Genomic DNA, 25,751 nt, shown 5'->3' on the forward strand with positions numbered 1-25,751 from the left:
ATTCCTCCAGGCAAGGCGACGAAAAACCGCGCGCGGTCGGACGAAACCACGCGCGAAGTGACTTAGCGAACGTTAAGGGCCGCTGACGTGGGCAGTCAAGATCAGGCACCGGTCGCGCGCTTGTGCTCGTCGCCTCACTGTGCCTAGCGTCACCGAGGATTTCGCCAACCCGGACGAGGTGGATCAATGGCTGGGCCGATTCGGATCGCGGGCTTCTCGGGCTATTTGGGGGACCGGCGAAGCGCGCTCGACGAAGCGATCGCCGGGGACCCGGTCGACGTCCTCATCGGTGACTACCTGGCCGAGTTCACCCTCGCCATGCTCTCCGCGCGGTACCGCAACGATCCGTCGAGGGGATACGTCGAGTACTTCTTGGAGCAGCTGCGCCCGCACCTGGCGACTCTCGCCGAACGAAGGACGCGGGTGGTCGTCAACGCGGGCGGTTTCAACCCGTCGGGGCTGGCCGAAGCCACGCGGCAGCTCGTCGCCGAAGCGGGAGCGGACCTGACGGTCGCGCACGTCGAGGGCGACAACGTGCTCGCGAGGCTGGACGAGCTGCAGGCCGCGGGGCACGACCTGGCGAGCATGGACACCGGTGAACCGCTGTCGAGCTGGCGGGGGCGACCGGTCGCGGCCAACGCCTACCTCGGGGGGTGGGGCATCGCCACGGCATTGCGGGCCGGTGCCGACATCGTGGTGTGCGGCAGGGTCACCGACGCCTCGCTGACGGTGGGACCGGCCGCCTGGTGGCACGACTGGCAGCGGACCGATTTCGACCAGCTCGCGGCAGCCGTGGTCGCCGGGCACATCATCGAGTGCGGACCGCACGCCACCGGTGGCAACTTCTCGGGTTTCGCGGAGATCCCGGGCATGGTGGCGCCCGGCTTCCCGATCGCCGAGATCGGCGCGGACGGCACGACCGTCATCACCAAGCACTCCGGCGACGGTGGAGCGGTCACAGTGGACACCGTGACGGCCCAGCTGGTCTACGAGATCCAGGGGCCTCGCTACCTCAACCCGGACGTCACCGCGCACCTGGACGACGTGCGGCTGCGCCAGGTCGAGCCGGACCGGGTGGAGCTGTCGGGCACCACAGGATCGGCGCCTCCGCCCACCACCAAGGTCGCGCTGTTCGCGCCCATCGGCTACCAGATCGTCACCACGCTCTACGCCACCGGGCTCGACATCGACGCCAAGGTCGACCTGATCCGGGAGCAGGCCGCGGCGCTGCTCGCGGACCCCGAAGCCGAGCTCGACGTGTCCGCGCTCGGCACGCCGGCCGCGGACCCGCAGCGGCAGTGGGAATCCACCGTGCAGGTGCGGATCATGGCCACCGCTGCCGAGCGAGAACCGCTGCAGCGCCTGGTCACCGGGATCGGCGAGCTGTACCTGTCGAGCATCCCGGGGTTCTTCACCGACACCGCCGCGCGACAGGCTCCGACGCCCAGCACGCGCGTCGACTACTGGCCCGCTCTGCTGGCCCTGAGCACCGTCGACCACGTCGTGGTGCTGGAGGACGGTTCCCGGATCGACGTCGGGGGTCCCGCGCTCACCGAAAAGCCGGTGCAGCCGGAGCATCCCGAACCGGCCGGGTTCGAACCCGGTGCTACCCGGCGCGTCCCGCTGGGGCGGTTGGCCCACGCCCGAGCGGGCGACAAGGGCGGCAACAGCAACGTGGGTCTGTGGGTGTCGGATCCCGATGCGTGGCCCTGGTTGCGGGACCTGCTCACCACCGACGAGCTGCGTCGGCTGATGCCGGAGGCGAAGGACCTGGAGATCGTGCGGCACGAGTTCCCGAACCTGCGCGCGGTGCACTTCGTGCTGCGAGGTCTGCTGGGCACAGGGGGTTCCAGCAACCTGCGCGTCGATCCGATCGGCAAGGCGGTGGGCGAGTTCCTGCGCGCGCGGCACGTCGAGGTCCCGCAGCACCTCCTGGACTGACCGTGATCGTGATTTCGTCCCGTTCGGCCCGTGCGGTAATATGCGTATACCGCACGCAATGGGGATTGCGAAGCGACGGGGTCGGGGCGGTTCGGCGGCATCGGCTGGGGGTGATGCCGCCGAACCGGACTCGCGAAGCTTCGGAAGTCCCGCGCGCAACGTTGGATCACTAGCCCGTTCGGCGTAACCTCTACGCGCGACGAAGGTGCCGACGTCGAGCTCGAGGACGGACAGCGATGGCCGGTCGGAACGTCCAGCCCAGGGGTGTTGAGCTGCTCTGGGGAGAGCGCCCTCGCCCACCCCGCGGACCGAAACCCACGCTGAGCCTGGAGCAGATCGTCGACGAGGCGGTGCGGCTCGCGGATTCCGACGGCATGGAAGCGCTGTCGATGCAGCGGCTGGCCTCCGAGCTCGGGGTGGGCACCATGTCGCTCTACCGCTACGTGCCGAGCAAGGAAGACCTGACCAGCTTGATGGTCGACGCGGCCATCGGCGCCCCGCCGGAGATCGGCGAGCGAACGGGGTGGCGCGCGGCGATGGAGATCTGGGCGCGTGCCAACGTCATGGTCTTCGAACGGCATCCGTGGACGTTGGCGCTCGTGACCCGGCCGCGCGTGATGGGGCCGAACGAGGTCGGCTACCTCGAAGTCGGGCTGGCCGCCCTGCACGGCACCGGGCTGGAGCCGGTCGAGAAGCTCAACGCCGTGCTGCTGATCAACGGATTCGTCCGTGGAAGCGCACCGTTCTTGCCGGAGCGAGAGCCGGACGAGCCCAAGATGGTCAGTTGGAAGCTGCTCGCCGACCTCGGGCAGGAGGCGAGGTTCCCGAACATCGTCGAGGTCATGGCGGCGGCCGCCGCCGGAGGATCCGGCGAGGCCGACGTTCCCTTCGAATACGGCCTGCGCCGCGTGCTCGACGGCATCGCGGCCCGCATCGAGTCCGCCTAGCCCGCTCCGCCGCTGCGGTGTTGATCGGCCGGGGCGGACGGCTCAGCGGGGTGAGGGGAGCGCGGGGCCGAACGTGACGGCAATCGGAGAGGCCGGTCGGCTGCGATGCGAATCCATGATCGAGATCGCGGTGGCGGTCTCGCCCTTGCGCAAGGCGTCGATCAGCATCCGCTGCTCGCGCACGAGTCTTCGCCTCGTCTCCTGGTCGTAGAGGTGGGCAGAGCGATACGGCTCGGTCATCGTCCAGATCCGCTCGATCTCGTCGACGATCAGGTCGAGCCGGGAAGCCCGGAAGATCACGAAGTGGAAGTCGTGGTCGAGCTCGGTCATGCGGAGCACGTCGGCGGCTTCGGCAGCGGTCTCGAGGCTGCGGTTGAGCTCGGTGAGGGTGACCAGCTGCGCGTCCCCGAGCTGCGGAACGCGGCGCAGCACCGTCGATTCGAGCGCTGCCCGCATCAGGTGCGACTGCTGCAGCTCGTCGGCGGAGAGCCGGGTCACCGCGTAGCCCACGTTCGCCCGGTGGCGCACGACGCCCTCGGCCTCCAGCGACTTCAGGGCCTCCCGGACCGGGACGCGGCTGACTCCGAGCCGTTCGGCCAGTGCTTCCTGCCGCAGCGGTTGGCCAGGGAGCAGTTCCTGGCTGCGCAACATCCGCCGGATCTGATCGACTGCGCGTCCCACCGAAGTTCCCGCCATTGCACACGCTCCGCGCTCGACTGGGCCGGTCACGGGATAGTAACGCACCGTGTTCACGGGCTTACGCGGAGATGCGTCGTCTATGCGTGCCCCGTGCGGTGCGGTTATCGTGCGTTTCGTATGGCCACCTCTTCGCAGCCGGGCGGCGACGCCGAGTCGATCCAATGGCGGCCGCTCTTCGAACAGGGTGCGGCGGCCATGGCGATCATCGATGTGCAGGGCACATACCTGCACGTCAACGAGGCGTTCTGCCGCATGCTGGGGTACGGCCCGGACGACCTCGTGGGTCATGACTACCGCAGCGTCACGCACCGCGACGACATCGACGAGGAGGGCCCGGCCGAGTCCGACGAGGTGCTGGAGAAGCGCTACATCCGCTCCGACGGGACCGTGATCTGGGCGCTGGTGTCGCGTTCGCTCATCCGGGACGCCGACGGTGAGCCCGTCCACTACCTGTCGCAGTGCCAGGACATCACTCGTCGCCGCGAGGCGGAACTGCTGTGGCAGCGCAGCTTCGCCAACGCTCCGATCGGCATGGCGCTGCTGGACCTCAAAGGGCATTGGACGGGGGTCAACGACACGCTCTGCGACATGCTCGGGTACTCGCCCGAGGAGCTGATCGGCATGTCCTTCACCGAGGTGACCTACGAGGACGATGACGACAGGGGACGAGCGGCCTTGGACGAACTGGTGCAGGGCGTCGTGGAGAGCGTCAACGTCGAGAAGCGCTACCGGCGCAAGGACGGTCAGGCCATCTGGATGCTGATCCGCGCGACCGCCGTCCCGGGAGCCAACGGGCTCCCCGCGTTCGTGGTGAGCCAGTACGAGGACATCGGGGAGCGGCGGTCGGCGGATGCGCGACTGGCGCAACTGGCTTTGCACGACCCGCTGACCGGGCTCGCCAACCGCACTTTGCTGGCCGACCTGATGGACCTGGCGCTCAAGCGGATCGCGCGCGGCGACGGGTTGCTCGCCGTGGTGGTGGCCGATCTCGACGAGCTCAAGCCCCTCAACGACGAGTACGGGCACGTGTTCGGCGACAAGATGATCATCGCCGCGGCCGGCGAACTGCAAGCGGCGGTGCGCGGCGGTGACGCGGTGGCCAGGCTCGGCGGGGACGAGTTCGTGGTGGTGAGCCTCGTCGAGAACGCGGCCGAAGGTGCCGAGCTCAGAGACCGCATCGAACAGCGCCTCAACGCCGATGTCGTCGTTTCCGGCACCGCGTTGCAGCTGCGCACCAGCGTCGGCCTGGTCATCACCACCGACCCCGAGGCCGGCCGGGACGAGTTGGTCCACGCCGCCGACCAGGACATGTACGAGCGCAAGCGCCGTCGGGGCTCGGCCCGCGGCTAGGGAGTGGCGAGCTCGTCGAGCGCCGGCTGGATCGCGCGGTGGAACGTCGGGTAGGCGAAGATCATCTCGCTGAGCCGTGCGATCGGGACCTCCGCGTGCACCGCCACGGCGAGCGCGCCGATCATCTCGCCGCCCGAGGGGCCGACGGCCGTGGCGCCGATCAGCACGCCGCGCTCGGTGTCGGCGACCAGCTTCACCAGGCCCTCGTTGCCGACCTTGTGGATGAAGCCCCGGGGTGTCTCGGGGAGCTTGGCGATCGCCGTGCGGATCCGGTCGTGCTCGGAGATGGCCCGCGCCTCGGTCAGGCCGACCGCGGCCACCTCCGGATCGGTGAACGTCACCGAGGGCATCGCCCGGTAGTCGGCCGGTGCCCCGGCTGCGCCCAGGATGTCGGCCGCGGCAATCCGCGACTGGTACACCGAGGTGTGGGTGAACGCGCCCACGCCCGTCACGTCACCGATGGCCCACACGCCGCCGGTCGCGCGCATCCGCTCGTCGACGGCGATCGTGCGCGCCTGGTCGTCGAGGCCGACCGCGGCCACGCCCAGCGAGCGCAGGTCGGTGCGCCTGCCGGTGGCGACCAGCAGTCGCTCGGCCTCGAGCTGCTCGTCGTCGGTGGAGACCTGGAAGCGACCGCTGTGCGACACCTGCCGGACAGCGCTGCCGACCAGGATCCGCACGCCTTCGGCGCGCAGCCGCTCGGTGATGACCTCCGAAGCCTCCGGCTCGCTCATCGGCAGCAGCTGCGACTGCGCCTCCACCACGGTGACCTCACTGCCGAACCGGGCGAAGACCTGCGCGAACTCCAGCCCGACCGGCCCGCCGCCCAGCACGACGAGCGATTCCGGCACCTGCTCGACGGCCACGGCATCGCGGTTGGTCCAGTACGGGGTGCCGGCCAGACCCTCGATCGGTGGGATGGCCGGTTCGGTTCCCGGGTTGAGCACGATGGCGCGCCGGGCGCGCAGGACGTGCTCGCCCACGGTCACCTCGCCGGGTGCGGTGATGCGCCCGACGCCGCGCACCAGCCGGCCGCCGGTGCCCTCGAAGCGCCGGACCGCGGCCTCGTCGTTCCAACCGGTCGTGGCTTCGTCGCGGATGCGGGCGGCCACCGGGGACCAGTCCGCCCGGACGGTGGCCGACCCGGCGAGCTTGGGAACCCTGCGGGCCTCGGCCAACGACTCGGCCGCGCGCAGCATGATCTTGGTGGGGATGCACGCGTAGTAGGGGCATTCGCCGCCGACCAGCCGCGACTCGACGCCGACCACGGACAGCCCCGCCTTCGCCAGCCGCGCGGCGACGTCCTCGCCACCCGGCCCCATGCCGATCACCACGGCATCGACCTCGTCGGTCACTCGGCCCACCCCCGTTCTCCCAGTAGGCCCTCAGCGCACCACCTGTCGCGGGGGAGCGCTAGCCGAGCGCCGTGCGCAGCACCGCGTGCGCCTCGCGCATCGCCTCGGCGGCGACCGGGATCCGCTCGGCCTCGGGGGCGAAGCCGTGGAACAGGCCCGGGAGGTGCTGGGTGGAGGTCGGCACCCCCGCCTGCTTGAGCCGTGCCGCGTAGTCCCGCCCCTCGCTGCACAGCGGGTCCATCCCGACGGTGAGCACATGCGCCGGCGGGAGACCGGTGAGGTCGTCGGCGCGCAGCGGGGAGGCGTGCGGGTGGTCCCGCACCTCCAGGTCGGGCGCGTACTCGTCCCAGAACCACATCATGTGCTGCTTGGTCAGCAGGCAGTCCGGTCCGGCCTCGAGGTAGGACCGCGTGGTGAAGTCGTGATCGGTGACCGGGTAGAGCAGCAGTTGGAAGGCGATGTCGGGCGTGCCGCGCTCCTGCGCCTGCAGGCAGGTCACCGCCGCGAGGTTGCCGCCCGCGCTGTCGCCTGCCACCGCCAGCCGCGCGGTATCTCCGCCGAGTTCCCCGGCGTGGGCGGCGGCCCAGACCACCGCGGAGTACGCGTCCTCGACAGCGGCGGGGTAGCGGTGTTCCGGCGCGAGCCGGTAGTCCACCGAGATCACGATCGCGCCGACCGCGTTGGCCAGCGTTCGTGCCATGCCGTCGTGGGAGTCGAGGTCACCGAGGACCCAGCCGCCGCCGTGGAAGTAGACCAGCACCGGCAACCCGGTGCGGTTGCTGGGCCAGTAGATGCGGACGGGGACCTGCACGCCGTAGGAGCCCGGGATCTGCCGGTCTTCGACGCGCTCGACCTGCGGGCGCGGGCGGTCGTCGCTCCGCGCCGAGGAGAGCCGCCGCGCTGTCGCGGCATCGGTGATCTCACCGCCGAGGTCGGGGAAGGTCTCCTTGGTCTGCGCGACGAAGGGCTCGGCTTCCGGATGCAGCGGCATGGTGTTCCTCCACGGTCGGGCTCGACCGGACTTGTAGTCCGGCCTGAGATGTAATCCGACCTGTCCCCGGGCGGGCATCGGCCAGTTGAGCGATCGTTCTCCCGCATGGTGAGAGCTCGATGGTGTGGCAGATCACAAATTTGCCGGTGAGCGGCCCGTAGCGTCCGTTCACCTCCCGGTTGCACCATCGATACAGGTCCTCCTGCCTGCGCGGGAATCCAGAACTGGATCGTTCCGCGCAGAGGTTCGCACACGGTGGTCGCCAAGATCGACTGCGTGATCGCGAACACGCCATTACCTGTATCGTTCGCCACAGGACGAACGTTGCCTGCAATTGAAGGGGAACGGATCAATTGGGCGCGACGAACGGACACCGGACGAACGGGACCCGAAAGCTGAATCGGGTCGTGATTCGCTTCGCCGGTGACTCCGGTGACGGTATGCAGCTGACGGGTGATCGGTTCACGTCGGAGGCTGCGGCCTTCGGGAACGATCTGGCGACGTTGCCGAACTTTCCGGCTGAGATCCGGGCTCCTGCGGGGACGCTTCCGGGTGTGTCGAGCTTCCAGCTCCACTTCGCCGATTACGACATCCTGACGCCGGGTGATCGGCCGGATGTGTTGGTGGCGATGAATCCGGCGGCGTTGAAGTCGAACCTCGGGGATCTCCCGCATGGTGGGATCCTGATCGTGAACACTGATGAGTTCACGAAGCGGAACCTGACGAAGGTCGGGTACGAGGGCAATCCGCTGGATGCCGAGGAGCTGCTCGAGCGCTTCGCCGTGCACGAGGTCGCGATGGGCACTCTGACGCAGGGTGCGCTGGAGGAGACCGGGCTGGGCAAGAAGGACGCCGAGCGGTGCAAGAACATGTTCGCGCTGGGGTTGTTGTCGTGGATGTATCACCGGCCGACCGAGGGCACCGAGCGGTTCTTGCGGGAGAAGTTCGCGAAGAAGCCGGAGATCGCCGAGGCGAACGTGCTGGCGTTCCGGGCGGGTTGGAACTACGGCGAGACGACGGAGTCGTTCGCGGTGACCTACGAGGTCGCGCCGGCGAAGTTGCCGGAGGGCACCTACCGGCAGATCACGGGCAACGCGGCTCTGGCGTACGGGATCGTGGCGGCCGGCCAGCGCAGCGAGTTGCCGGTGTTCTTGGGCACGTATCCGATCACGCCTGCCTCGGATGTGTTGCACGAGTTGGCCAAGCACAAGAACTTCGGTGTGACGACGTTCCAGGCCGAGGACGAGATCGCCGGTGTGGGTGCGGCTCTGGGCGCGTCGTTCGGTGGTTCGCTGGGTGTGACCACGACGTCGGGTCCTGGGTTGGCGTTGAAGTCGGAGACGATCGGTCTGGCGGTGGCGTTGGAGTTGCCGCTGCTGGTGTGCGACATCCAGCGCGGTGGCCCGTCGACGGGGTTGCCGACCAAGACCGAGCAGGCGGACCTGCTGCAGGCGTTGTACGGGCGCAACGGTGAGTCGCCGGTGCCGGTGCTGGCGCCGTGCTCGCCCGCGGATTGCTTCGAGATCGCCCTGGATGCGGTGCGGATCGCGTTGGCGTACCGGACTCCGGTGCTGCTGCTGTCGGACGGGGCGATCGCCAACGGTTCCGAGCCGTGGTTGATCCCGGACGTGGAGTCGTTGCCTGATCTGCGGGTGCGGTTCGCGACCGAGCCGAATGCCACCGATGGTTCGGGTGAGTTCTGGCCGTACGTGCGCGACGAGGAGACCTTGGCGCGTGACTGGGCGGTGCCGGGCACCCCGGGTCTGGAGCACCGGGTCGGTGGTCTGGAGAAGGCCGACGGCAAGGGCAACATCTCCTACGACCCGGACAACCACGATCACATGACGCGGGTGCGGCAGAGCAAGATCGAGGGTGTGACGGTTCCGGACCTCACCGTGGACGACCCGTCGGGTGAGGCGCGGGTGCTGGTGCTGGGCTGGGGTTCGTCGTTCGGTCCGATCGGTGCGGCGTGCCGCCGGGTGCGGGCGCAGGGCCAGAACATCGCCAGCGCGCACCTGCGGTATCTCAACCCGATGCCCGCGAACCTCGGTGAGGTGCTGCGCGGCTACGACAAGGTGATCGTGCCGGAGATGAACCTCGGCCAGCTGGCGATGCTGCTGCGCGCCCGGTACCTGGTCGACGTGCAGTCCTACACCAAGGTCGCCGGCCTGCCCTTCCAAGCCGAAGAACTCCAGAACGTGCTCATCGATGTCGTGCAGGGGGTGTCCGTGTGACCGCCACCGAGCTGGGAATGCCGTCGCTCGGGGGGCTGGCCGGGGTGCCGGCCGCCGATGCGCCGCAGAAGGCCAAGGACTTCAAGTCCGATCAGGAGGTCCGCTGGTGCCCGGGGTGCGGCGACTACGTCGTGCTCAACGCGGTGCAGAGCTTCCTGCCCTCGCTGGGGCTCAAGCGCGAGAACATCGTGTTCGTCTCGGGCATCGGCTGCTCCAGCCGGTTCCCGTACTACATGAACACCTACGGGATGCACTCCATCCACGGGCGCGCCCCGGCCATCGCGACCGGTCTGGCGACCTCGCGGCCCGACCTGTCGGTGTGGGTGGTCACCGGTGACGGCGACGCGCTGTCGATCGGCGGCAACCACCTCATCCACGCGCTGCGCCGCAACGTGAACCTGAAGATCCTGCTGTTCAACAACAGGATCTACGGGCTCACCAAGGGCCAGTACTCGCCGACCAGCGAGGTCGGCAAGGTCACCAAGTCCACCCCGGCCGGTTCGCTGGACCACCCGTTCAACCCTGTGTCGCTGGCACTGGGCGCGGAAGCGTCGTTCGTGGCCCGCGTGATCGACTCCGACCGCGCGAGCGTCACCGAGACGCTCAAAGCCGCCGCCGAGCACCGGGGCAGCGCGCTGGTCGAGATCTACCAGAACTGCCCGATCTTCAACGACGGCGCCTTCGACGTCCTCAAGGACAACGAGGAGAAGGAACGCCGGATCGTGTCGCTCAAGCACGGCGAACCGATCGTGTTCGGGCCGGAGGACGAGCGGTACGGCGTGGTGCAGGGCCCCGAGGGCCTGCGCGTGGCCAAGCTGTCCGAAGTGGACTCCTCGGACGTCGTGGTGCACGACGCGGAGCGGGAGGACCCGTCGCTGGCGTTCGCGCTGTCGCGGCTGGGCGGGCAGGACCTCAGCCCGGCGATCACCGGCGTCTTCCGCAACACCGTCCGCCCGACCTACGACGACCTCGCCCGCGAGCAGGTCGCCCAGGCCGAGCAGGCCAAGCCCGCCGGGCTGCAGAAGCTCTTGACCGGCAACGACACCTGGACCATCTGACCGGGTCCGCGCAACTCCGAAGAGCCCCACCCCGCACACCAGCGGGGTGGGGCTCTTCGCGCTTATCTACAGGACCGCTTCGACGAGGTGCGGGCCCGGCTGCGCTCGGGCGTGGCGGAGAGCGGCCAGGAGCTCCTCGCCCGTGGTGGCGCGGAGCGCTTCGACGCCGAATCCGCGTGCGATGGCCTGCCAGTCCAGGGCCGGGTCGCCGAGGCTGGTCATCGACGCCGCGGCGGCCCCCGGATCGTCGATGCCCGCACGGCGCAGCTCCTCGTCGAGGATGCGGTAGCGGGAGTTGGAGCAGATCACCGTCGTGACGTCGAGGGATTCGCGGGCCTGGGTCCACAGCGCCTGCGCGGTGTAGGCGGCGCTGCCGTCGGCCTGGAGGTTGATCACCGCACGATCCGGGCAGGCGATCGCGGCTCCGGTGGAGACGGGCATGCCCATGCCGATGGCGCCGCCGGTCAGCGCGAGCTCGCAGTGCGCGGGCGCGGCGTCGGCGATCGCGGGGTAGGCGGCCGAGGACGAGACGCCCTCGTTGACGATGATGGCGTGCTCGGGCTGGGTGAGCACGATCGCCGCGGCGATGGCGCGGGCGTCGAGCGCGCCCGTCGGCGCGGTGACCTTCGGGCGCTCGGCGCGCGGGAGCTTGTCCGCGGCGCTGCCGGTCGCCTCGGCGAGCGCGGTCAGGCAGGTCAGCGAGTCGGCGTCGGCGTCCGCCAGCTCGTGCACCGTCAGGTCGTCCGGGAGCGGGTGGCTCAACTGGCCCCGGTAGCCGAAGAACGACACCGGAGTGCGGGCGCCGATGAGGATCAGGTCCGAGTAGCCCTCGAGCGCCGAGGTCACGGCCTCCGGGAAGTACGGGAGCGTCTGCAGCGGCGGGATGTCCGGACCGCGTTCCACGCGCGCGCTGCCGCGCTCGGCCAGGACGTCACCGCCCGCCGCGGTCGCGATCCGGACGGAGGTGCGGATGCTCTCGGCGCTCTCCAGCGCGTCCCCGCCCAGCAGCAGCACGGGTCGGCGGCCGGCCGAGAGCACCTTGGCGACCTCGGCGATCCGCTGCTCGTCGACCTGCGGTCGTTCGGGCCGGGCGGGCGTGGACGCCGGCATGGCGCCCTGGCCCCACATGTGATCCGCGGCGGCGATCAGGGTCGCGGGCAGCCGATCGCGCAGCGCCGCGACGTAGGCTTCGGCGAACTCCTCCGGGGCGGACGACGGCGAGGTCGTGCGGCCCACCCAGCCCGACACCGGACGAGCCAGCGACTCGATGTCGCTGCTCAGCGGCGCGTCGGCGGCCTGGTGCCAGGACGCGTGCTCACCGACCAGGTTGATGATCGGGGTGCGGGCCCGGCGGGCGTTGTGCAGGTTCGCGATGCCGTTGGCGAAGCCCGGCCCCAGGTGCAGCAGCGTCAGCGCGGGCGTTCCCGTCATCCGGCCGTAGCCATCGGCCGCACCGGTCACCACGCCCTCGGACAGTCCCAGCACCGCCCGCACCCCGTCGACCTGGTCGAAGGCCTCGACCAGCGGGATCTCGGTGGTGCCGGGATTGGCGAAGCAGATGTCGACACCGGCGGCAGCGGCGGTGGCCAGCAGACCTTCGGAACCCTTCACGAGCACTCCTACGGCGCGTCGGAAACCGGACGGATCTCATGCTCACCGCCCGGACCGTCACCGGCAAGAGATCACTCGGGGTGCGCGAGCAGGTGCTGCAGCAACAGGCGGGTCAGCGAGTCGGGCGCTTCCTCGGGGATCCAGTGCGAAACCTCTTGCAGCATCCCGAACCGGTAGGGACCGGTGACGTGCTGCTCGGTGGCCAGCGCGGCCGTGGAGCCGACCGCGACGTCCTCGGTGCTCCACACGAACAGGGTGGGCACGGTGATCGGGCCGATCTCCTCGTTGAACTTCGAGGCCCGGTACCAGTTGAGCGCGCCGGTGAGCGCGCCAGGCTCGGTGAGCCGCTGCACGTAGTCGTCGACGTGGTGCTCGGGAACCCCGGGGTAGTAGATCCGGCGCAGCTTCGCGGCGTTGTCGGCCAGCAGCGTCTTCTCGGCCGTGGACGAGCGCAGCGCCTGCATGTAGGCCGAGCGCTGCTGCTGGTCCTCGTCCTCGCGGACGGCCTGGGTGAACGCGTCGAGGTGCGGGATCGAGACCGCGGTGAGGGTCCGGATCCGCTCGGGGTGCGCGGCGGCCACCGACCACGCGACCGCGGCGCCCCAGTCGTGGCCGACCAGGTCGAAGCGGTCCCAGCCGAAGTGGTCGGCGATGGCCAGCACGTCTCCGACGAGCTCCCGCATCCGGTAGTCGGAGACCTGTTCCGGGCGCACGCCGGGGGAGTAGCCGCGCTGGTCCGGGGCGACCGCGAAGCACTCGGCGCCGCCGAGGACGCCCAGCTGCTCGCTCCACTCGACCGCGGCTTCGGGGAATCCGTGCAGCAGCAGCACCGGACGCCCCTCCTCGGAGCCCGCGGTCAGCGCGTCGAACTTTCCTGCCGGCGTGGGGATCTGGATGTATTCGGCCACGGGACCAGACTAACGGGTCGGGTGGGGTGGAGGTCCACATGTGAACTTCCACCCCTCACCACGGGACCCACGGGGTGGGGACGTTCGGATTCTCGTCGGGGGTGGGAGGTTTCAGTCGAAAACTCCCACCCCCGACGAGTGGTCGGTCACTCGTTGAGGCGGTAGCCCCAGGCGCCGGTGTGGGTCTGACCCGGCTGCAGGATGATCAATCCGTCACCGGTGACGAATGCGTTGGGGGCCAACGTCATCGGCTCGACGGTCAGCCCCGCCCGGCTCGGCCGGTCGGTGCTGGGATCGTCGTCGGTGTAGACCTGCAGGTACCGGTGCGTCTCGTCGACCCACAGCTCGACGTCGACGTCCGGCCGCCGGAAGCGCACCACGGCTTCGCCGTTCGCGTGGTGCAGGCCGGTGAAGGCGGTGTCCATCTCGGTGCCGCCGATCGGCCGCGCGGTCCGGAAGTCGTAGTCGGTTCCCTCGACCGACTCGGTCCCGGTCGGGATGAGCCGGTCGTTGACCACGTAGTAGGTGTCGGACGGGATCTCCAGCACGATGTCGTCGATCCGGGTGCCCGGTGCCGCCGCCAGGTAGGTGTGGTTGGCGGTGCCGAACGGTGCCGGGCCGCGCCCGACGTTGGTCGCCGACAGGGTGCTGGAGAAGCCGCGATCGTCCACCCTGTACTCGATGCGGAACGCCAGCTGGAACGGATACCCGTAGTCCGGCGGGAGCACGTGCTCCAGCACCACGGAGTCCGCGCGGTGGTGCACCGGCGACCACTCCACGAAGCTCATCAGCCCGTGCAGCGCCGCGTCCCGTTCCGGCTCGTTGATCGCGACCTGCAGCTCCTGGCCGTCGAAGGCGTAGGCGCCGTGGTCGATCCGGTTGGCCCAGGGCAGGATCGTCTTTCCCTGGTAGCCCTCGCCGACGTCGTCGGGGTCGTGGGTCAGCAGCATCTCCTGGTCGTCGACCTTCCAGGAGAGCATCGAGGCGGCCACCCCGCCGACCACGACGCGGCTCCTGCCCGCACCGATCTCGTAGAGGTGCCCGCTGGCCGTCGGGCGACCGCCGGGCGCGGCGTGCGCGATCCCGGGCAGTGCGGCCATCGCGCTCGCCGCGCCGGCGGCTCCCAGCAGCGCACCCCGTCTGTTGATCTTCGTTGATCTCATCTGACTCCTCACCGGCTTCCCGCCTCGATGGCGGCGGTGTTGTGCGCGCGCACGGAGGCCACGTCCGGCTTCATGATCTGCCGGTCGTAGGTGAGGAACCCGTTGACCTCGTTCTCCACGTCGGTGGTCTGCGTGTAGATCGCCGCCGACAGGCCGTTGGCCCCGATGATGCGCGCCAGCTCGTCGCTGACCTCCCCGTACCGCTGCGTCAGCTGCTCCCGGTTGTCGGTCATCTCGTACGCGCTGGGCTCGCCGGGCCAGAGGTGACCTTCCTCGGCCAGGCCCAGCCCGCCGTACTCGCCGTCCACGATCGCCCGGCCGTCCTGGACCGTCGGCGCACCGGGACCCACGTAGGTGTGGTCGTCGTAGATGTCCCCGGCGCCGCTGTCGGGCAGCGAGTAGCAGCAGTTCACGCCGCTGGAGGGGTTGATCAGGCGCGTCGGATCGGTGTTGCGGGTGAGATCGGTGATCTCTGCGGTGTCGAACTCTCCCCAGCCCTCGTTGAACGGCACCCACGCCACGATCGACGTCGAGCTGCGCAACTGGTCGATGATGTCGCCCCACTCGGCGCGGTAGTTCGCCTTCATCTCGTCGGTCGGCGGTGGGCTGTCCTCCGGCGGGATGGACAGGTCGATCGGCAGCGACGGCATGTCCTGCCAGACCATCAGCCCCAGCTTGTCGGCCCAGTAGTACCAGCGCGCCGGTTCGACCTTGACGTGCTTGCGGACCATGTTGAAGCCGAGTTCCTTGGTCTTGTCCAGGTCGAAGCGAAGCGCCTCGTCGGTCGGCGCGGTGTAGATGCCGTCCGGCCAGAAGCCCTGGTCCAGCGGACCGTGCTGGAACACGATCTCGCCGTTGAGCGCCATCCTCGGCCGTCCCTGCTCGTCGTTGACCAGTCCGGTCGTGCGCAGTCCGGTGTAGCTGCCGACCTCGTCGAGCACGGCGCCGCCGGGTCCGAGCAGCCGCACGGTCAGGTCGTAGAGGTACGGGTCGTCCGGGGTCCACAGGTGCGGTTGCGGGACGTCCACGCGCACCGGCTCACCGGCCGTGCCGGTGGTCTTGGTGACCTCGGTGCCCTCGGCGTCGCGCACCGCGACCTCGACCTGCCGGCCGTCGTCGGCGGAGGGCCGCGCGGTGATCCCGAAGCCGGTCAGGTCCGGGGTGATGTCGAGCTTGGTGACGTGGGCCGGGGCGACGGGTTCGAGCCAGACGGTCTGCCAGATGCCGGACGCGCCGGTGTAGAGGATGCCGCCGGGATCGTTGCGCTGCTTGCCCACCGGGTAGGGCTGCGTCTCGTTGCCGTCGGAGACGGCGACCGTCAGCCGCTGCGGCGCACCGGGTTCCACGGCATCGGTGATGTCGGCGGAGAACTCGGTGTAGCCACCCTCGTGCACGGCGACCTGACGGCCGTTGACCGAAACCTCCGCGCGCTGGTCCACGGCACCGAAGTGCAGGATCAACCGCTGGCCCGCCCAGTCGGCGGGCACGTCGAAGGTGCGCTCGTAGAGCATCTGGTCGTCGTGCCGCTGCACCCCGGAGAGCCCGGATTCGGGTGGGTAGGGCACCAGGATCTGCTCGGTGGCGTTCTCGCCGCCGGTGTAGTCCCAGAGGCCGTTGAGGTTCAGCCAGCGTTCTCGGGTCAGTTGTGGTCGCGGGTATTCGGGCAGCGCGTTGTCCGGGCCGACCTGGTCGGTCCACGGTGTGGTCAGCGGTGGCTGCTCGGGTTGCCAGGTCTGTTCGGCGGTGGCCATCGAAGCGGGTACTCCGGAGAAGGTGAGCAGGACGGCGGCAGCGATCGTCGTGACAGGTCGGAACACGGTGTCCTCCTTGACGCCGGAAATTCCGAAAGAAAATCACCAGTAATCAACAACAGTGACCACAACCGCACGAGGAGTCAACGCCGACGAGCGAGGACCCGCACATCGGAGCAATCGAGCGGGCTCGTCGGTGTGGTCGAGCACCTCGCGGACATGGTCCACTTCTTGCCCCGGCGGCGCAGCCGAGACGACGAGGGGGCCGGTGTGCCTTCGTCGGGATGGCCCGCCGCTCCGACCGGGTCGCCAACGGGCCGCGCGGGCCAGGGGTCGTGCGGGGCGACCGGCTGACCGCGATGCTGGGCAACCAGGTGGGGCTGCGGGAGACGATCCTGGGGGCGATGAAGCCGGGTGCGGTGATCATTCCCACGACCGCGCTGCTGCGCGCCGCGGACCTCCGCGACCGGGTGGATCGCGGACGGCTCCGGCACGTGGGACCACATCGGATCGCACGGCGAAGTTCGCCGACGTCCCGGGCGATTGCACGCGCATCGCGGTCGGGTCCGAGGTGGAGGGAGGGCACGACTGCGGCAGAGGTGACGAATCCGAGTGATTTTTCACCCCGGACGGCCCAACCGGGGCCGCAGAGCCGATGCTCCCGCACTTCGCCTCGGGCACCACCGCGCTTCCCGAACTCGTTGAGCGCACGCACACCTCGTACCCGGTGGGACATCCGTCCACGATGTACCCGATCGGGCTGGAACCGGGCGACGTCCACCTCAACACCTCCTCGCCGGGGTGAGCCGCGACCGGTTCGGGCAGACCGAGACCAGCGCGCAGGTCGGCAACGTGCCCGGCCAGGAGGTGCGGTCCGGCTTGATGGCGCTGCTGCCGGTTTCGACGTGGTGCTGCTGGAGCACCCCACTGGAGAGGGTCCGCCGAGCCGACGTGTTCACGGCCTACCGACCACCGGATCTCGCCGTTCTAGATGCCCGAGACGATCTCCGGGAAGATCCGGCGGCTCGAGCTGCGGGGCGGGGAGAACGAGGTGCACTCGGCGGGGGAGCGCCTGCGCGAGGGGTACGGGGAGGAGGACTTCCCGTCCCGGAAAGGGGTGAGCGGTACCGGTGGCGCGAGGGTGTGGAATTCCTGCTCGCACCTGGTCCGGGGCACTGGATCGGTCCTGCGGTGGCAGGTCGCATGCACCGATTGACGGATACTTTGGGAAAAGGTATGGCGCTGCCGGACTGAAAGCCGTAACATCCGGGCTCCGCTCTTCGATGGAAGGGTCACGAAGAGCAAAAAGTCAACCGCCGCATCGGCATTTCGATAATTCTTTGTCGATCGGAACCCTTGATATGGCACGAACGATGTGCTATATCGGGCGCGCGTTAGTGTACATCCTTTGAATTTTTATCGCACTAGCGTGATCGTTATCGGCGGCAAAATCGACTGGAATATTCCCTGGTGGTCGCGCATATTTTCACCCAGGGTGACAATCCGAATCACGCAATCATCGCATTGCGGTGATTACAGTCACACGTTCGTACGCTTGCTTCGTGATCTCCTTCGCCTAAGTTGGTTAAGCGACGCACGGAAATGCGTCGCGCCGGTTGGCAAGGGTGCTGACCGAGTGCGATCGGTGTTGGTGTCGCGGCCTTGAGTACTTTCTCGGCTGCCCGCGCCGGTCAGGGTGTTGCCTTTTTTCGCAGTGGCGACCCGCACGGCCGCGAGACGACATGCTCGGGGCACGGATTTGCGCATGCCTGAAGTGCGTGGGTGGCGCATGACCAACGTGAGTGGTGGGAGTGAAAATGGCCAAGAGCGTGGACGACTTGACTTCTAACGAGGCGGGAACGCCTGACACGGCCGAGCTGGTGGCGCGTGAGGAGCAGGTGTTCGGCGAAAACCCGTTGGAGGTTCGCGAGTCCGACCACTACACCCACGAGTACGTCGGTGGATTCGTGGACAAGTGGGACGATCTGATCGACTGGAAGAAGCGCTACGAGAGCGAGGGCAGCTTCTTCATCGACCAGCTCAAGGCTCGCGGTGTCAAGTCCGTCCTGGACGCGGCCACGGGAACCGGGTTCCACTCGGTGCGGCTGCTAGAGGAGGGCTTCGAGACGGTATCGGCGGACGGGAGTCCGCAGATGCTGGCCAAGGCGTTCCAGAACGGGCTCGAGTACGGCGGGCACATTCTGCGCGTCGTGCACGCCGACTGGCGCTGGCTGAATCGTGACGTCCACGGCGAATACGACGCGATCATCTGCCTCGGGAACTCGTTCACGCACCTGTTCTCCGAGCGCGATCGCCGCAAGACTCTCGCCGAGTTCTACGCGATGCTCAAGCACGACGGCGTCCTGATTCTTGATCAGCGGAATTACGATTCGATTCTGGACGACGGATTCAGCTCGAAGCACACGTACTACTACGCGGGCGAGGACGTTTCCGCTGAGCCGGATTATGTTGATGAAGGTCTGGCGAGGTTCAAGTACACGTTCCCGGACAAGTCTGAATTCTTCTTGAACATGTACCCGCTGCGGAAGAACTACGCGCGGCGGCTGCTCCGCGAGGTCGGATTCCAGCGGATCGACACCTACGGCGACTTCCAGGAGACCTACCAGGAGGGCGAGCCGGACTTCTACATCCACGTCGCGGAGAAGAAGTACGTCGAAGAAGACGATCTTTCCGACGTCTACTCGACCGCGGTGCACACCGCCCGCGACTACTACAACTCCGAGGACGCGGACAACTTCTACTACCACGTCTGGGGAGGCAACGACATCCACGTCGGCCTCTACAGCTCGGAGACCGAGGACATCGACACCGCTTCCCGGCGCACGGTCGAGCGGATGGCCTCCAAGGTCGAGATCACCCCGGACACCCGCATCCTGGACATCGGTGCGGGATACGGCGGTGCGGCGCGCTACCTGGCCAAGACCTACGGCTGCAAGGTCGCGTGCCTGAACCTCTCCGAGGTGGAGAACGCGCGCAACGTGGAGTTCAACCGCGCCGAAGGCCTTCAGGAGCTCATCGAGGTCAAGGACGGTTCCTTCGAGGACATCCCGTTCCAGGACAACGCCTTCGACATCGTCTGGTCGCAGGACGCGATCCTGCACAGCGGTGACCGCCCACGCGTCCTGGAGGAGGTCGCCCGCGTCCTCAAGCCGACCGGGTCCTTCCTGTTCACCGACCCGATGGCGGCCGACACCGCGAAGACCGCCGACCTCGGCCCGATTCTCGACCGGCTGAGCCTGGACACGATGGGCTCGCCCGGCTTCTACCGCCGCGAGCTGGCTCGCCTGGGTCTGCAGACCTTCGAGTTCGAGAACCTGACGGACTACCTGGCCCTGCACTACGGCCGGGTTTTGCAGGAACTGGAAGCCCGAGAGGGTGATCTTGCCGACAAGATCAGTGACGCCTACCGCACCAAGATGAAGACCGGCCTTAAGAACTGGGTGTCGGGGGGCAAGGCGGGGAACCTCGCATGGGGCATCATTCACGCCCGAGTGTGAGGTCCCCCAGGTAAACAACCTGACAACCGTACGCAAGGATCAAAGCTGCAAAGCTTGTGAGGTGAGGAGCAGTCGTGAGTGAGATCAACCGCCGGTTGTTCACCAGTGAGTCGGTGACCGAGGGCCACCCGGACAAGATGTGCGACGCGATCAGCGACTCGATCCTGGACGCGATGCTGGCGCAGGACCCGGCTTCGCGCGTCGCCGTGGAGACCCTGATCACCACCGGCCAGGTGCACGTCGCCGGCGAGGTCACCACGAAGGCCAACATCGACGTCCCGACCCTGGTCCGGGACAAGATTCTGGAGATCGGTTACGACTCCTCCGAGAAGGGCTTCGACGGCACCACCTGCGGTGTCAACGTGGCCATCGGCAAGCAGTCCCCGGACATCGCGCAGGGCGTCGACGAGGCGCACGAGAAGCGCGTCGAGGGCAGCGAGGACGAGATCGCCAAGCAGGGCGCCGGCGACCAGGGCCTCATGTTCGGCTACGCCTGCAACGACACCGATGAGCTGGCGCCGCTGCCGATCACGCTGGCCCACCGGATGTCCCGCCGGCTGACCAACGTCCGCAAGGACGGCACGCTGCCGTACCTGCGGGCCGACGGCAAGACCCAGGTCACCGTCGAGTACGCCGGTGACCAGGCCGTTCGCCTGGACACGGTCGTGCTGTCGACGCAGCACGCCGAGGAGATCGACCTCGACGGCCAGCTGGTCGGCGACATCCAGAAGCACGTCATCTCTCCGGAGCTGGAGCGCGCCGGTCTGGACGCTTCCGACGCTCGCGTGCTGACCAACCCCACCGGCCGCTTCGTGCTCGGTGGCCCCATGGGTGACGCGGGTCTGACCGGCCGGAAGATCATCGTCGACACCTACGGCGGCATGGCCCGCCACGGTGGCGGCGCCTTCTCCGGCAAGGACCCGTCGAAGGTGGACCGCTCCGCGGCCTACGCCATGCGCTGGGTGGCCAAGAACGCGGTCGCCGCCGGTCTGGCCGGTCGCATCGAGGTCCAGGTCGCCTACGCGATCGGCAAGGCCGCCCCGGTCGGGCTGTTCGTGGAGACCTTCGGCACCGAGAACGTCGACCCGGTCAAGATCCAGGCGGCCATCAACGAGGTCTTCGACCTGCGCCCCGGCGCGATCGTCCGTGACCTCGACCTCCTTCGGCCCATCTACGCCCCGACCGCGGCCTACGGTCACTTCGGGCGCAGCGACGTCGACCTGCCGTGGGAGAACACCGACCGCGCAGCGGCCCTGAAGAGCGCTGCCGGCCTGTAAGGCGGAATCACGCAGAACGGCGCACGCGGTGGCGCCAGATGCGGGACCCAGGCGGTCCTCCTGCTCAGGGCGCCCCGGCCGATGCACTGCGGTGCACCAGGCCGAGGCGCCCTCGCAGGGGGCCACCTCCCGCGCTTGGCGAGTGCTGCCGCGGTCCGGGTGAGCGGGTCAGCTCACCGACCGCACGCCGTGACCCGTGTCCTCGGGGCACGACCGACGAAGCTGCTGCGGGCTGCAGGACGCCACCCTCATGGCGGTGACCTGCGGCCTGCCCTGGTGAAGGAGTAATTGAAGTGCGGATTGCGGTGACCGGTTCGATCGCCACCGACCACCTGATGTCCTACCCCGGTAGGATCACCGACCAGCTCGTGGCCGACCGGCTGGAGCAGGTCTCGCTGTCGTTCCTGGTGGACGAGCTGGAGGTGCGCCGCGGCGGCATCGCGGGCAACATCACCTTCGGTCTCGGCAAGCTGGGCGTGACCTCGACGCTGGTGGGCGCTGTCGGCGAGGACTTCAACGACTATCGCGCGTGGCTGGACCGGCACGGCGTGGACACCGAGTCCGTGCACGTTTCCGAGACCAAGCACACCGCGCGTTTCTTGTGCACCACCGACGCCGACCACAACCAGATCGCGTCGTTCTACCCCGGTGCGATGAGCGAGGCTCGCGAGATCGAGCTCAAGCCCGTCGCCGACCGGCTCGGCGGTCTCGACATCGTCGTCATCTCGGCCAACGACCCGGATGCGATGGTGCGGCACACCCAGGAGTGCCGGGACCGCGGCTACGACTTCCTCGCCGACCCGGGCCAGCAGCTGGCCCGCATGGAAGGCGACGACATCCGTAAACTCGTGGACGGCGCGAAGTACCTGTTCACCAACGAGTACGAGCACGGCCTGCTGCTGCAGAGCACCGGCTGGACCGAGGACGACGTCCTGGGCCGGGTCGGCAAGTGGGTCACCTCGCTCGGCGCGAAGGGCGTGCAGGTCAAGGCCAAGGGCGAGCCGACGCTGCTGGTCGAGCCCCCGAAGGAGAAGCAGAAGGGCGACCCGACCGGTGTCGGCGACGCGCTGCGGGCGGGGTTCCTCGCCGGCCTGAAGGCGGAGCTGAGCCTGGAGCGGTCCCTGCAGCTGGGATGCACGCTGGCGACGGTGTCGCTGGAGACCGACGGCCCGCAGGAATACGACGTCGAGCGGGAGTCGTTCCTCGCTCGTATCGCCGAGGCCTACGGCGACGATGCAGCCGCCGAGGTCGGGCCGAAGCTGCGCTGACGAACGGGGAGTAGCGGCATGTCAGACCGGCACAACGATCCAAGCGGTTTCCTGACCGCCATCGACGAGCGCGTTCTCGTCGCGGATGGCGGCATGGGTACCGCGTTGCAGGCCTACGATCTCAGCTTGGACGACTTCTCCAACCTGGAGGGCTGCAACGAGATCTTGAACGTGACCCGGCCCGACGTGGTGTCCTCGATCTATCGGGGCTACCTGGAAGCGGGCTCGGACGCGATCGAGACCAACACCTTCGGCGCGAACTGGGCGAACCTCGCCGAGTACGACATCCCGGAGCGCATCCGGGAGCTCGCCGAGGTCGGCTCGCGGCTTGCCCGCGAGGCCGCCGACGAGTTCTCCACGCCGGACCGCAAGCGGTTCGTCCTGGGCTCGATGGGACCGGGTACCAAGCTGCCCACCCTGGGTCACGCGCCCTACGCGCAGCTGCGCGACGCCTACTACGAGCAGGCACTGGGCATGCTCGACGGCGGGATCGACGTCTTCCTGGTGGAGACCTCGCAGGACCTCCTGCAGACCAAGGCGTCGATCGTGGCCGCCAAGCGCGCGATGGAGCAGGCGGGCGTGAAGCTGCCGATCATCGCGCAGGTCACGGTCGAGACCACCGGCACGATGCTGGTGGGTTCGGAGATCGGCGCGGCGCTGACCGCGCTGGAACCGCTGGGCATCGACCTGATCGGCATGAACTGCGCCACGGGTCCCGCCGAGATGAGCGAGCACCTGCGGGTCCTGTCGCAGTACTCGCAGATCCCGCTGTCGGTGATGCCCAACGCCGGCCTTCCGGAGCTGGGCCCCAACGGTGCGGTGTACCCGCTGCAGCCCGAGGAGCTGGCCGAGGCACTGACGGGCTTCGTGCGCGACTACGGCGCACGGCTGGTCGGCGGCTGCTGCGGCACGACCAACGACCACGTCCGCGCGGTCGCCGAGGCCGTGGGCGGCACCGCTCCCACGGTGCGCACGCCCGAGGTCATCCCGTCGATCTCCTCGGTCTACCAGGCCGTGCCGTTCGACCAGGACGCCTCGATCCTCAACGTCGGTGAGCGCACCAACGCCAACGGCTCGAAGGCGTTCCGCGAGGCGATGCTCGAGGAGCGCTACGAGGACTGCGTCGAGATCGCCAAGGCGCAGACCCGCGAGGGCGCGCACATGCTGGACCTGTGCGTGGACTACGTGGGCCGCGACGGCACGCACGACATGCGGGAGCTGGCCTCGCGGCTGGCGACCGCCTCCACGCTGCCGATCATGGTCGACTCCACCGAGCCCGACGTGATCGAGGCCGGCCTGGAGCACCTGGGCGGGCGCTGCGCGGTCAACTCGATCAACTACGAGGACGGCACCGAGCCGGGTGGCCGGTTCGACCGGGTCATGAGGATGGTCCGCGAGCACGGCGCCACCGTCGTGGTGACCTGCATCGACGAAGAGGGCCAGGCGCGCACGAAGGACTGGAAGCTGCGCGTCGCCGAGCGGATGATCGAGGACCTGACCACCAACTGGGGTCTGGACGAGTCCGCGGTCATCATCGACTGCCTCGTCTTCCCGATCACCACCGGTCAGGAAGAGGTCCGCAAGGACGCCATCGAGACGATCGAGGCCATCAAGGAGCTCAAGCGGCGGCACCCGGACGTGCAGACCACGCTGGGCCTGTCCAACGTGTCCTTCGGCCTGAACCCGGCCGCGCGCCAGGTCCTCAACTCGGTGTTCCTCAACGAGTGCCGCGAGGCCGGGCTGGACTCGGCGATCGTGAACTCCTCGAAGATCCTGCCGATGAACAAGATCGACGAGGAGCCGCGCAAGGTCGCCCTGGACCTGGTCTACGACCGGCGCGAAGGGGACTACGACCCGCTGCAGAAGCTCATGGAGCTCTTCGAGGGCCAGACCGCGAAGTCCTCCAGCGCCTCGCGCGCCGAGGAGCTGGCCAAGCTCCCGCTGTTCGAGCGCCTGCAGAAGCGCATCATCGACGGTGAGCGCAACGGCCTCGAGGACGACCTCGACGCCGGCATGCAGGAGAAGGCCCCGATCCAGATCATCAACGAGGATCTGCTCGGCGGCATGAAGGTCGTCGGCGACCTCTTCGGCTCCGGTCAGATGCAGCTGCCGTTCGTGCTGCAGTCGGCCGAGGTCATGAAGGCGGCGGTGGCCCACCTCGAACCGCACATGGAGAAGGACGACTCCGGCGGCAAGGGCAAGCTCCTGCTGGCCACGGTCAAGGGCGACGTCCACGACATCGGCAAGAACCTCGTCGACATCATCGTGTCCAACAACGGCTACGACGTGGTCAACATCGGCATCAAGCAGCCGATCAACACCATCATCGAGGCCGCTGAGGAGAACAAGGTCGACGTGATCGGCATGTCCGGTCTGCTGGTGAAGTCCACCGTGATCATGAAGGACAACCTGCAGGAGATGAACTCCCGCAGCATCTCCGACAAGTACCCGGTGATGCTCGGCGGCGCGGCGCTGACCCGCTCCTTCGTGGAGCAGGACCTCGACGAGGTCTACGAGGGCGACGTGCGCTACGCCAAGGACGCCTTCGAGGGCCTGAACCTGATGGACCGCCTGATGGCCATCAAGCGCGGCGACTCCCCGGAGGAGGACGCCGCCGAGGAGGCGAAGAAGGCCGAGCGCAAGGAACGTCGCGCGCGTTCCCAGCGCATCGCCGAGAAGCGCAAGGCCGAGGCCGGTGAGGAACCGGGCTACGACGACACCACGCGGTCCGATGTGGCCGCCGACGTCGAGGTCCCGACTCCGCCGTTCTGGGGCTCGAAGGTGGTCAAGGGAGTCGCCGTCAACGACTACCTGCAGCTGTTGGACGAGCGGGCCACGTTCTTCGGCCAGTGGGGCCTGCGCGGGGCCAAGAAGGGCGAGGGAGCGACCTACGAGGAGCTCGTCGAGTCCGAAGGCCGCCCGCGGCTGCGCCACTGGATCGACGAGCTGTCCACGCAGGGCATCCTGCAGCACGCGGCAGTGGTCTACGGCTACTTCCCGTGCGTGACCGAGGGCAACCACCTCATCGTGCTGGACAAGGAGGAGCCCGACGCCCAGGAGCGGCACCGGTTCTTCTTCCCCCGGCAGAAGCGCGACCGCCGGCTGTGCCTGGCCGACTTCTTCCGCACGCGGGAGCAGGCCGAGCAGACCGGTCAGGTCGACGTGCTGCCGATCCAGCTGGTGACGATGGGTCAGCCGATCGCCGACTTCGCCAACGAGCTGTTCGCCAAGAACGCCTACCGGGACTACCTGGAGGTGCACGGCATGGGCGTGCAGCTCACCGAGGCGCTGGCCGAGTACTGGCACCGCCGCGTGCGGCGCGAGATGGCCTGGGCCAACGGCGGCAACGTCGCGCAGGACGACCCGACCGACGTCCGCGAGTTCTTCAAGCTCGGCTACCGGGGTGCGCGTTACTCCTTCGGGTACGGCGCGTGCCCGGAGATCGAGGACCGCGCCAAGCTGGTCGACCTGCTGGAGGCCGAACGCATCGGAGTCGAGCTCTCCGAGGAGTTCCAGCTGCACCCCGAGCAGTCGACCGACGCGATCATCGCGCACCACCCGGAAGCCAAGTACTTCAACACCTGATTCCGCTGTCCATCAGCTGCTGATCAGAAAGAAACAGAAGGGATGTCATGAGCGTCAAGTTGCAGAAGGTCAATGGCCTGGAGTTCGCGGTGAAG

At 68.5% G+C, this 25,751-nt stretch carries 17 protein-coding genes and 1 pseudogene; 11 read left to right on the plus strand and 7 right to left on the minus strand.

What is annotated here, in order from left to right; translation table 11 throughout:
* The first annotated feature begins 186 nt into the window (after nucleotides 1-186).
* Together ACYVF3_RS30365 and ACYVF3_RS30370 are read left to right on the plus strand one after the other, a co-directional pair.
* Nucleotides 187-1,941, plus strand: coding sequence for an acyclic terpene utilization AtuA family protein (locus ACYVF3_RS30365; RefSeq protein ID WP_461157709.1), 1,755 nt, complete (start codon nucleotides 187-189; stop codon nucleotides 1,939-1,941).
* Nucleotides 1,942-2,177: 236 nt separating this feature from the next.
* Nucleotides 2,178-2,888 carry a TetR/AcrR family transcriptional regulator gene (locus tag ACYVF3_RS30370; protein ID WP_461157710.1) on the plus strand — a complete coding sequence of 237 codons (711 nt, stop codon included), beginning with the start codon at nucleotides 2,178-2,180 and terminating at the stop codon, nucleotides 2,886-2,888.
* A gap of 42 nt (nucleotides 2,889-2,930) precedes the next feature.
* Here the strand turns inward: ACYVF3_RS30370 and ACYVF3_RS30375 are convergent, their stop codons facing one another.
* Nucleotides 2,931-3,569: a GntR family transcriptional regulator gene (locus ACYVF3_RS30375; RefSeq protein WP_461157711.1), complete on the minus strand. Its 639-nt coding sequence runs from the start codon at nucleotides 3,567-3,569 to the stop codon at nucleotides 2,931-2,933.
* Between the two features lie 135 nt (nucleotides 3,570-3,704).
* Here ACYVF3_RS30375 and ACYVF3_RS30380 point away from each other — a divergent pair, with 135 nt between their 5' ends.
* Complete coding sequence (locus tag ACYVF3_RS30380) at nucleotides 3,705-4,937, plus strand: sensor domain-containing diguanylate cyclase (RefSeq protein ID WP_461157712.1); 1,233 nt, start codon at nucleotides 3,705-3,707, stop codon at nucleotides 4,935-4,937.
* On the opposite strand, the gene ACYVF3_RS30385 is transcribed toward ACYVF3_RS30380, so the two are convergent.
* Nucleotides 4,934-6,292, minus strand: a complete 1,359-nt coding sequence (locus ACYVF3_RS30385) for a dihydrolipoyl dehydrogenase family protein (protein WP_461157713.1) — start codon at nucleotides 6,290-6,292, stop codon at nucleotides 4,934-4,936. The two genes, ACYVF3_RS30380 and ACYVF3_RS30385, sit on opposite strands and share 4 nt — an antisense overlap.
* A 58-nt stretch (nucleotides 6,293-6,350) precedes the next feature.
* On the minus strand, nucleotides 6,351-7,283 hold the full coding sequence (locus tag ACYVF3_RS30390) for an alpha/beta hydrolase (RefSeq protein ID WP_461157714.1): 933 nt from the start codon (nucleotides 7,281-7,283) through the stop codon (nucleotides 6,351-6,353).
* 353 nt (nucleotides 7,284-7,636) lie between these two features.
* Here ACYVF3_RS30390 and ACYVF3_RS30395 point away from each other — a divergent pair, with 353 nt between their 5' ends.
* Entirely contained in the window at nucleotides 7,637-9,517 is a 1,881-nt protein-coding gene (locus tag ACYVF3_RS30395; protein ID WP_461157715.1) for a 2-oxoacid:acceptor oxidoreductase subunit alpha, read from the plus strand.
* Nucleotides 9,514-10,575, plus strand: coding sequence for a 2-oxoacid:ferredoxin oxidoreductase subunit beta (locus ACYVF3_RS30400; RefSeq protein ID WP_461157716.1), 1,062 nt, complete (start codon nucleotides 9,514-9,516; stop codon nucleotides 10,573-10,575). The genes ACYVF3_RS30395 and ACYVF3_RS30400 overlap by 4 nt, the downstream gene beginning before the upstream one ends.
* Nucleotides 10,576-10,641: 66 nt before the next feature.
* Here ACYVF3_RS30400 and ACYVF3_RS30405 read toward each other — a convergent pair whose 3' ends face one another.
* From ACYVF3_RS30405 to ACYVF3_RS30420, 4 genes are all read right to left on the minus strand, one after another.
* Nucleotides 10,642-12,186 carry an acetolactate synthase large subunit gene (locus ACYVF3_RS30405; protein WP_461157717.1) on the minus strand — a complete coding sequence of 515 codons (1,545 nt, stop codon included), beginning with the start codon at nucleotides 12,184-12,186 and terminating at the stop codon, nucleotides 10,642-10,644.
* A gap of 71 nt (nucleotides 12,187-12,257) precedes the next feature.
* Nucleotides 12,258-13,094, minus strand: a complete 837-nt coding sequence (locus ACYVF3_RS30410; RefSeq protein WP_461157718.1) for an alpha/beta fold hydrolase — start codon at nucleotides 13,092-13,094, stop codon at nucleotides 12,258-12,260.
* 146 nt (nucleotides 13,095-13,240) lie between these two features.
* Nucleotides 13,241-14,257: an aldose 1-epimerase family protein gene (locus tag ACYVF3_RS30415; protein WP_461157719.1), complete on the minus strand. Its 1,017-nt coding sequence runs from the start codon at nucleotides 14,255-14,257 to the stop codon at nucleotides 13,241-13,243.
* A gap of 8 nt (nucleotides 14,258-14,265) precedes the next feature.
* Nucleotides 14,266-16,008 carry a glycoside hydrolase family 2 protein gene (locus ACYVF3_RS30420; protein WP_461157730.1) on the minus strand — a complete coding sequence of 581 codons (1,743 nt, stop codon included), beginning with the start codon at nucleotides 16,006-16,008 and terminating at the stop codon, nucleotides 14,266-14,268.
* A 266-nt stretch (nucleotides 16,009-16,274) separates the two neighbouring features.
* Between ACYVF3_RS30420 and ACYVF3_RS30425 the strand changes: the two are divergent.
* From ACYVF3_RS30425 to metH, 6 genes and pseudogenes are all read left to right on the plus strand, one after another.
* Nucleotides 16,275-16,810, plus strand: a pseudogene (locus tag ACYVF3_RS30425) (AMP-binding protein); the annotation flags it as partial.
* A gap of 189 nt (nucleotides 16,811-16,999) precedes the next feature.
* Nucleotides 17,000-17,224 (plus strand): hypothetical protein, encoded by a 225-nt coding sequence (locus ACYVF3_RS30430; protein WP_461157720.1) that lies wholly within the window; start codon nucleotides 17,000-17,002, stop codon nucleotides 17,222-17,224.
* 601 nt (nucleotides 17,225-17,825) lie between these two features.
* Complete coding sequence (locus ACYVF3_RS30435) at nucleotides 17,826-19,526, plus strand: glycine/sarcosine N-methyltransferase (protein ID WP_461157721.1); 1,701 nt, start codon at nucleotides 17,826-17,828, stop codon at nucleotides 19,524-19,526.
* A 74-nt stretch (nucleotides 19,527-19,600) separates the two neighbouring features.
* Complete coding sequence (gene metK / locus ACYVF3_RS30440; RefSeq protein WP_461157722.1) at nucleotides 19,601-20,803, plus strand: methionine adenosyltransferase; 1,203 nt, start codon at nucleotides 19,601-19,603, stop codon at nucleotides 20,801-20,803.
* Between the two features lie 293 nt (nucleotides 20,804-21,096).
* Nucleotides 21,097-22,071, plus strand: a complete 975-nt coding sequence (locus ACYVF3_RS30445) for a carbohydrate kinase family protein (RefSeq protein WP_461157723.1) — start codon at nucleotides 21,097-21,099, stop codon at nucleotides 22,069-22,071.
* Nucleotides 22,072-22,089: 18 nt separating this feature from the next.
* Nucleotides 22,090-25,656 carry a methionine synthase gene (gene metH, locus ACYVF3_RS30450; RefSeq protein ID WP_461157724.1) on the plus strand — a complete coding sequence of 1,189 codons (3,567 nt, stop codon included), beginning with the start codon at nucleotides 22,090-22,092 and terminating at the stop codon, nucleotides 25,654-25,656.
* Nucleotides 25,657-25,751: the final 95 nt, after the last annotated feature.

Source organism: Saccharopolyspora tripterygii (genome assembly GCF_054778355.1).

What these genes read in the sequence shown, in the direction of transcription:
- ACYVF3_RS30365 (WP_461157709.1), top strand. Translation starts at nt 187, where the DNA reads ATGGCTGGGCCGATTCGGATCGCGGGCTTCTCGGGCTATTTGGGGGAC.
- ACYVF3_RS30370 (WP_461157710.1), top strand. Translation starts at nt 2,178, where the DNA reads ATGGCCGGTCGGAACGTCCAGCCCAGGGGTGTTGAGCTGCTCTGGGGA.
- ACYVF3_RS30380 (WP_461157712.1), top strand. Translation starts at nt 3,705, where the DNA reads ATGGCCACCTCTTCGCAGCCGGGCGGCGACGCCGAGTCGATCCAATGG.
- ACYVF3_RS30390 (WP_461157714.1), bottom strand. Translation starts at nt 7,283, where the DNA reads ATGCCGCTGCATCCGGAAGCCGAGCCCTTCGTCGCGCAGACCAAGGAG.
- ACYVF3_RS30415 (WP_461157719.1), bottom strand. Translation starts at nt 14,257, where the DNA reads ATGAGATCAACGAAGATCAACAGACGGGGTGCGCTGCTGGGAGCCGCC.
- ACYVF3_RS30420 (WP_461157730.1), bottom strand. Translation starts at nt 16,008, where the DNA reads ATGGCCACCGCCGAACAGACCTGGCAACCCGAGCAGCCACCGCTGACC.
- ACYVF3_RS30430 (WP_461157720.1), top strand. Translation starts at nt 17,000, where the DNA reads ATGCCCGAGACGATCTCCGGGAAGATCCGGCGGCTCGAGCTGCGGGGC.
- ACYVF3_RS30435 (WP_461157721.1), top strand. Translation starts at nt 17,826, where the DNA reads ATGGCCAAGAGCGTGGACGACTTGACTTCTAACGAGGCGGGAACGCCT.
- metH (WP_461157724.1), top strand. Translation starts at nt 22,090, where the DNA reads ATGTCAGACCGGCACAACGATCCAAGCGGTTTCCTGACCGCCATCGAC.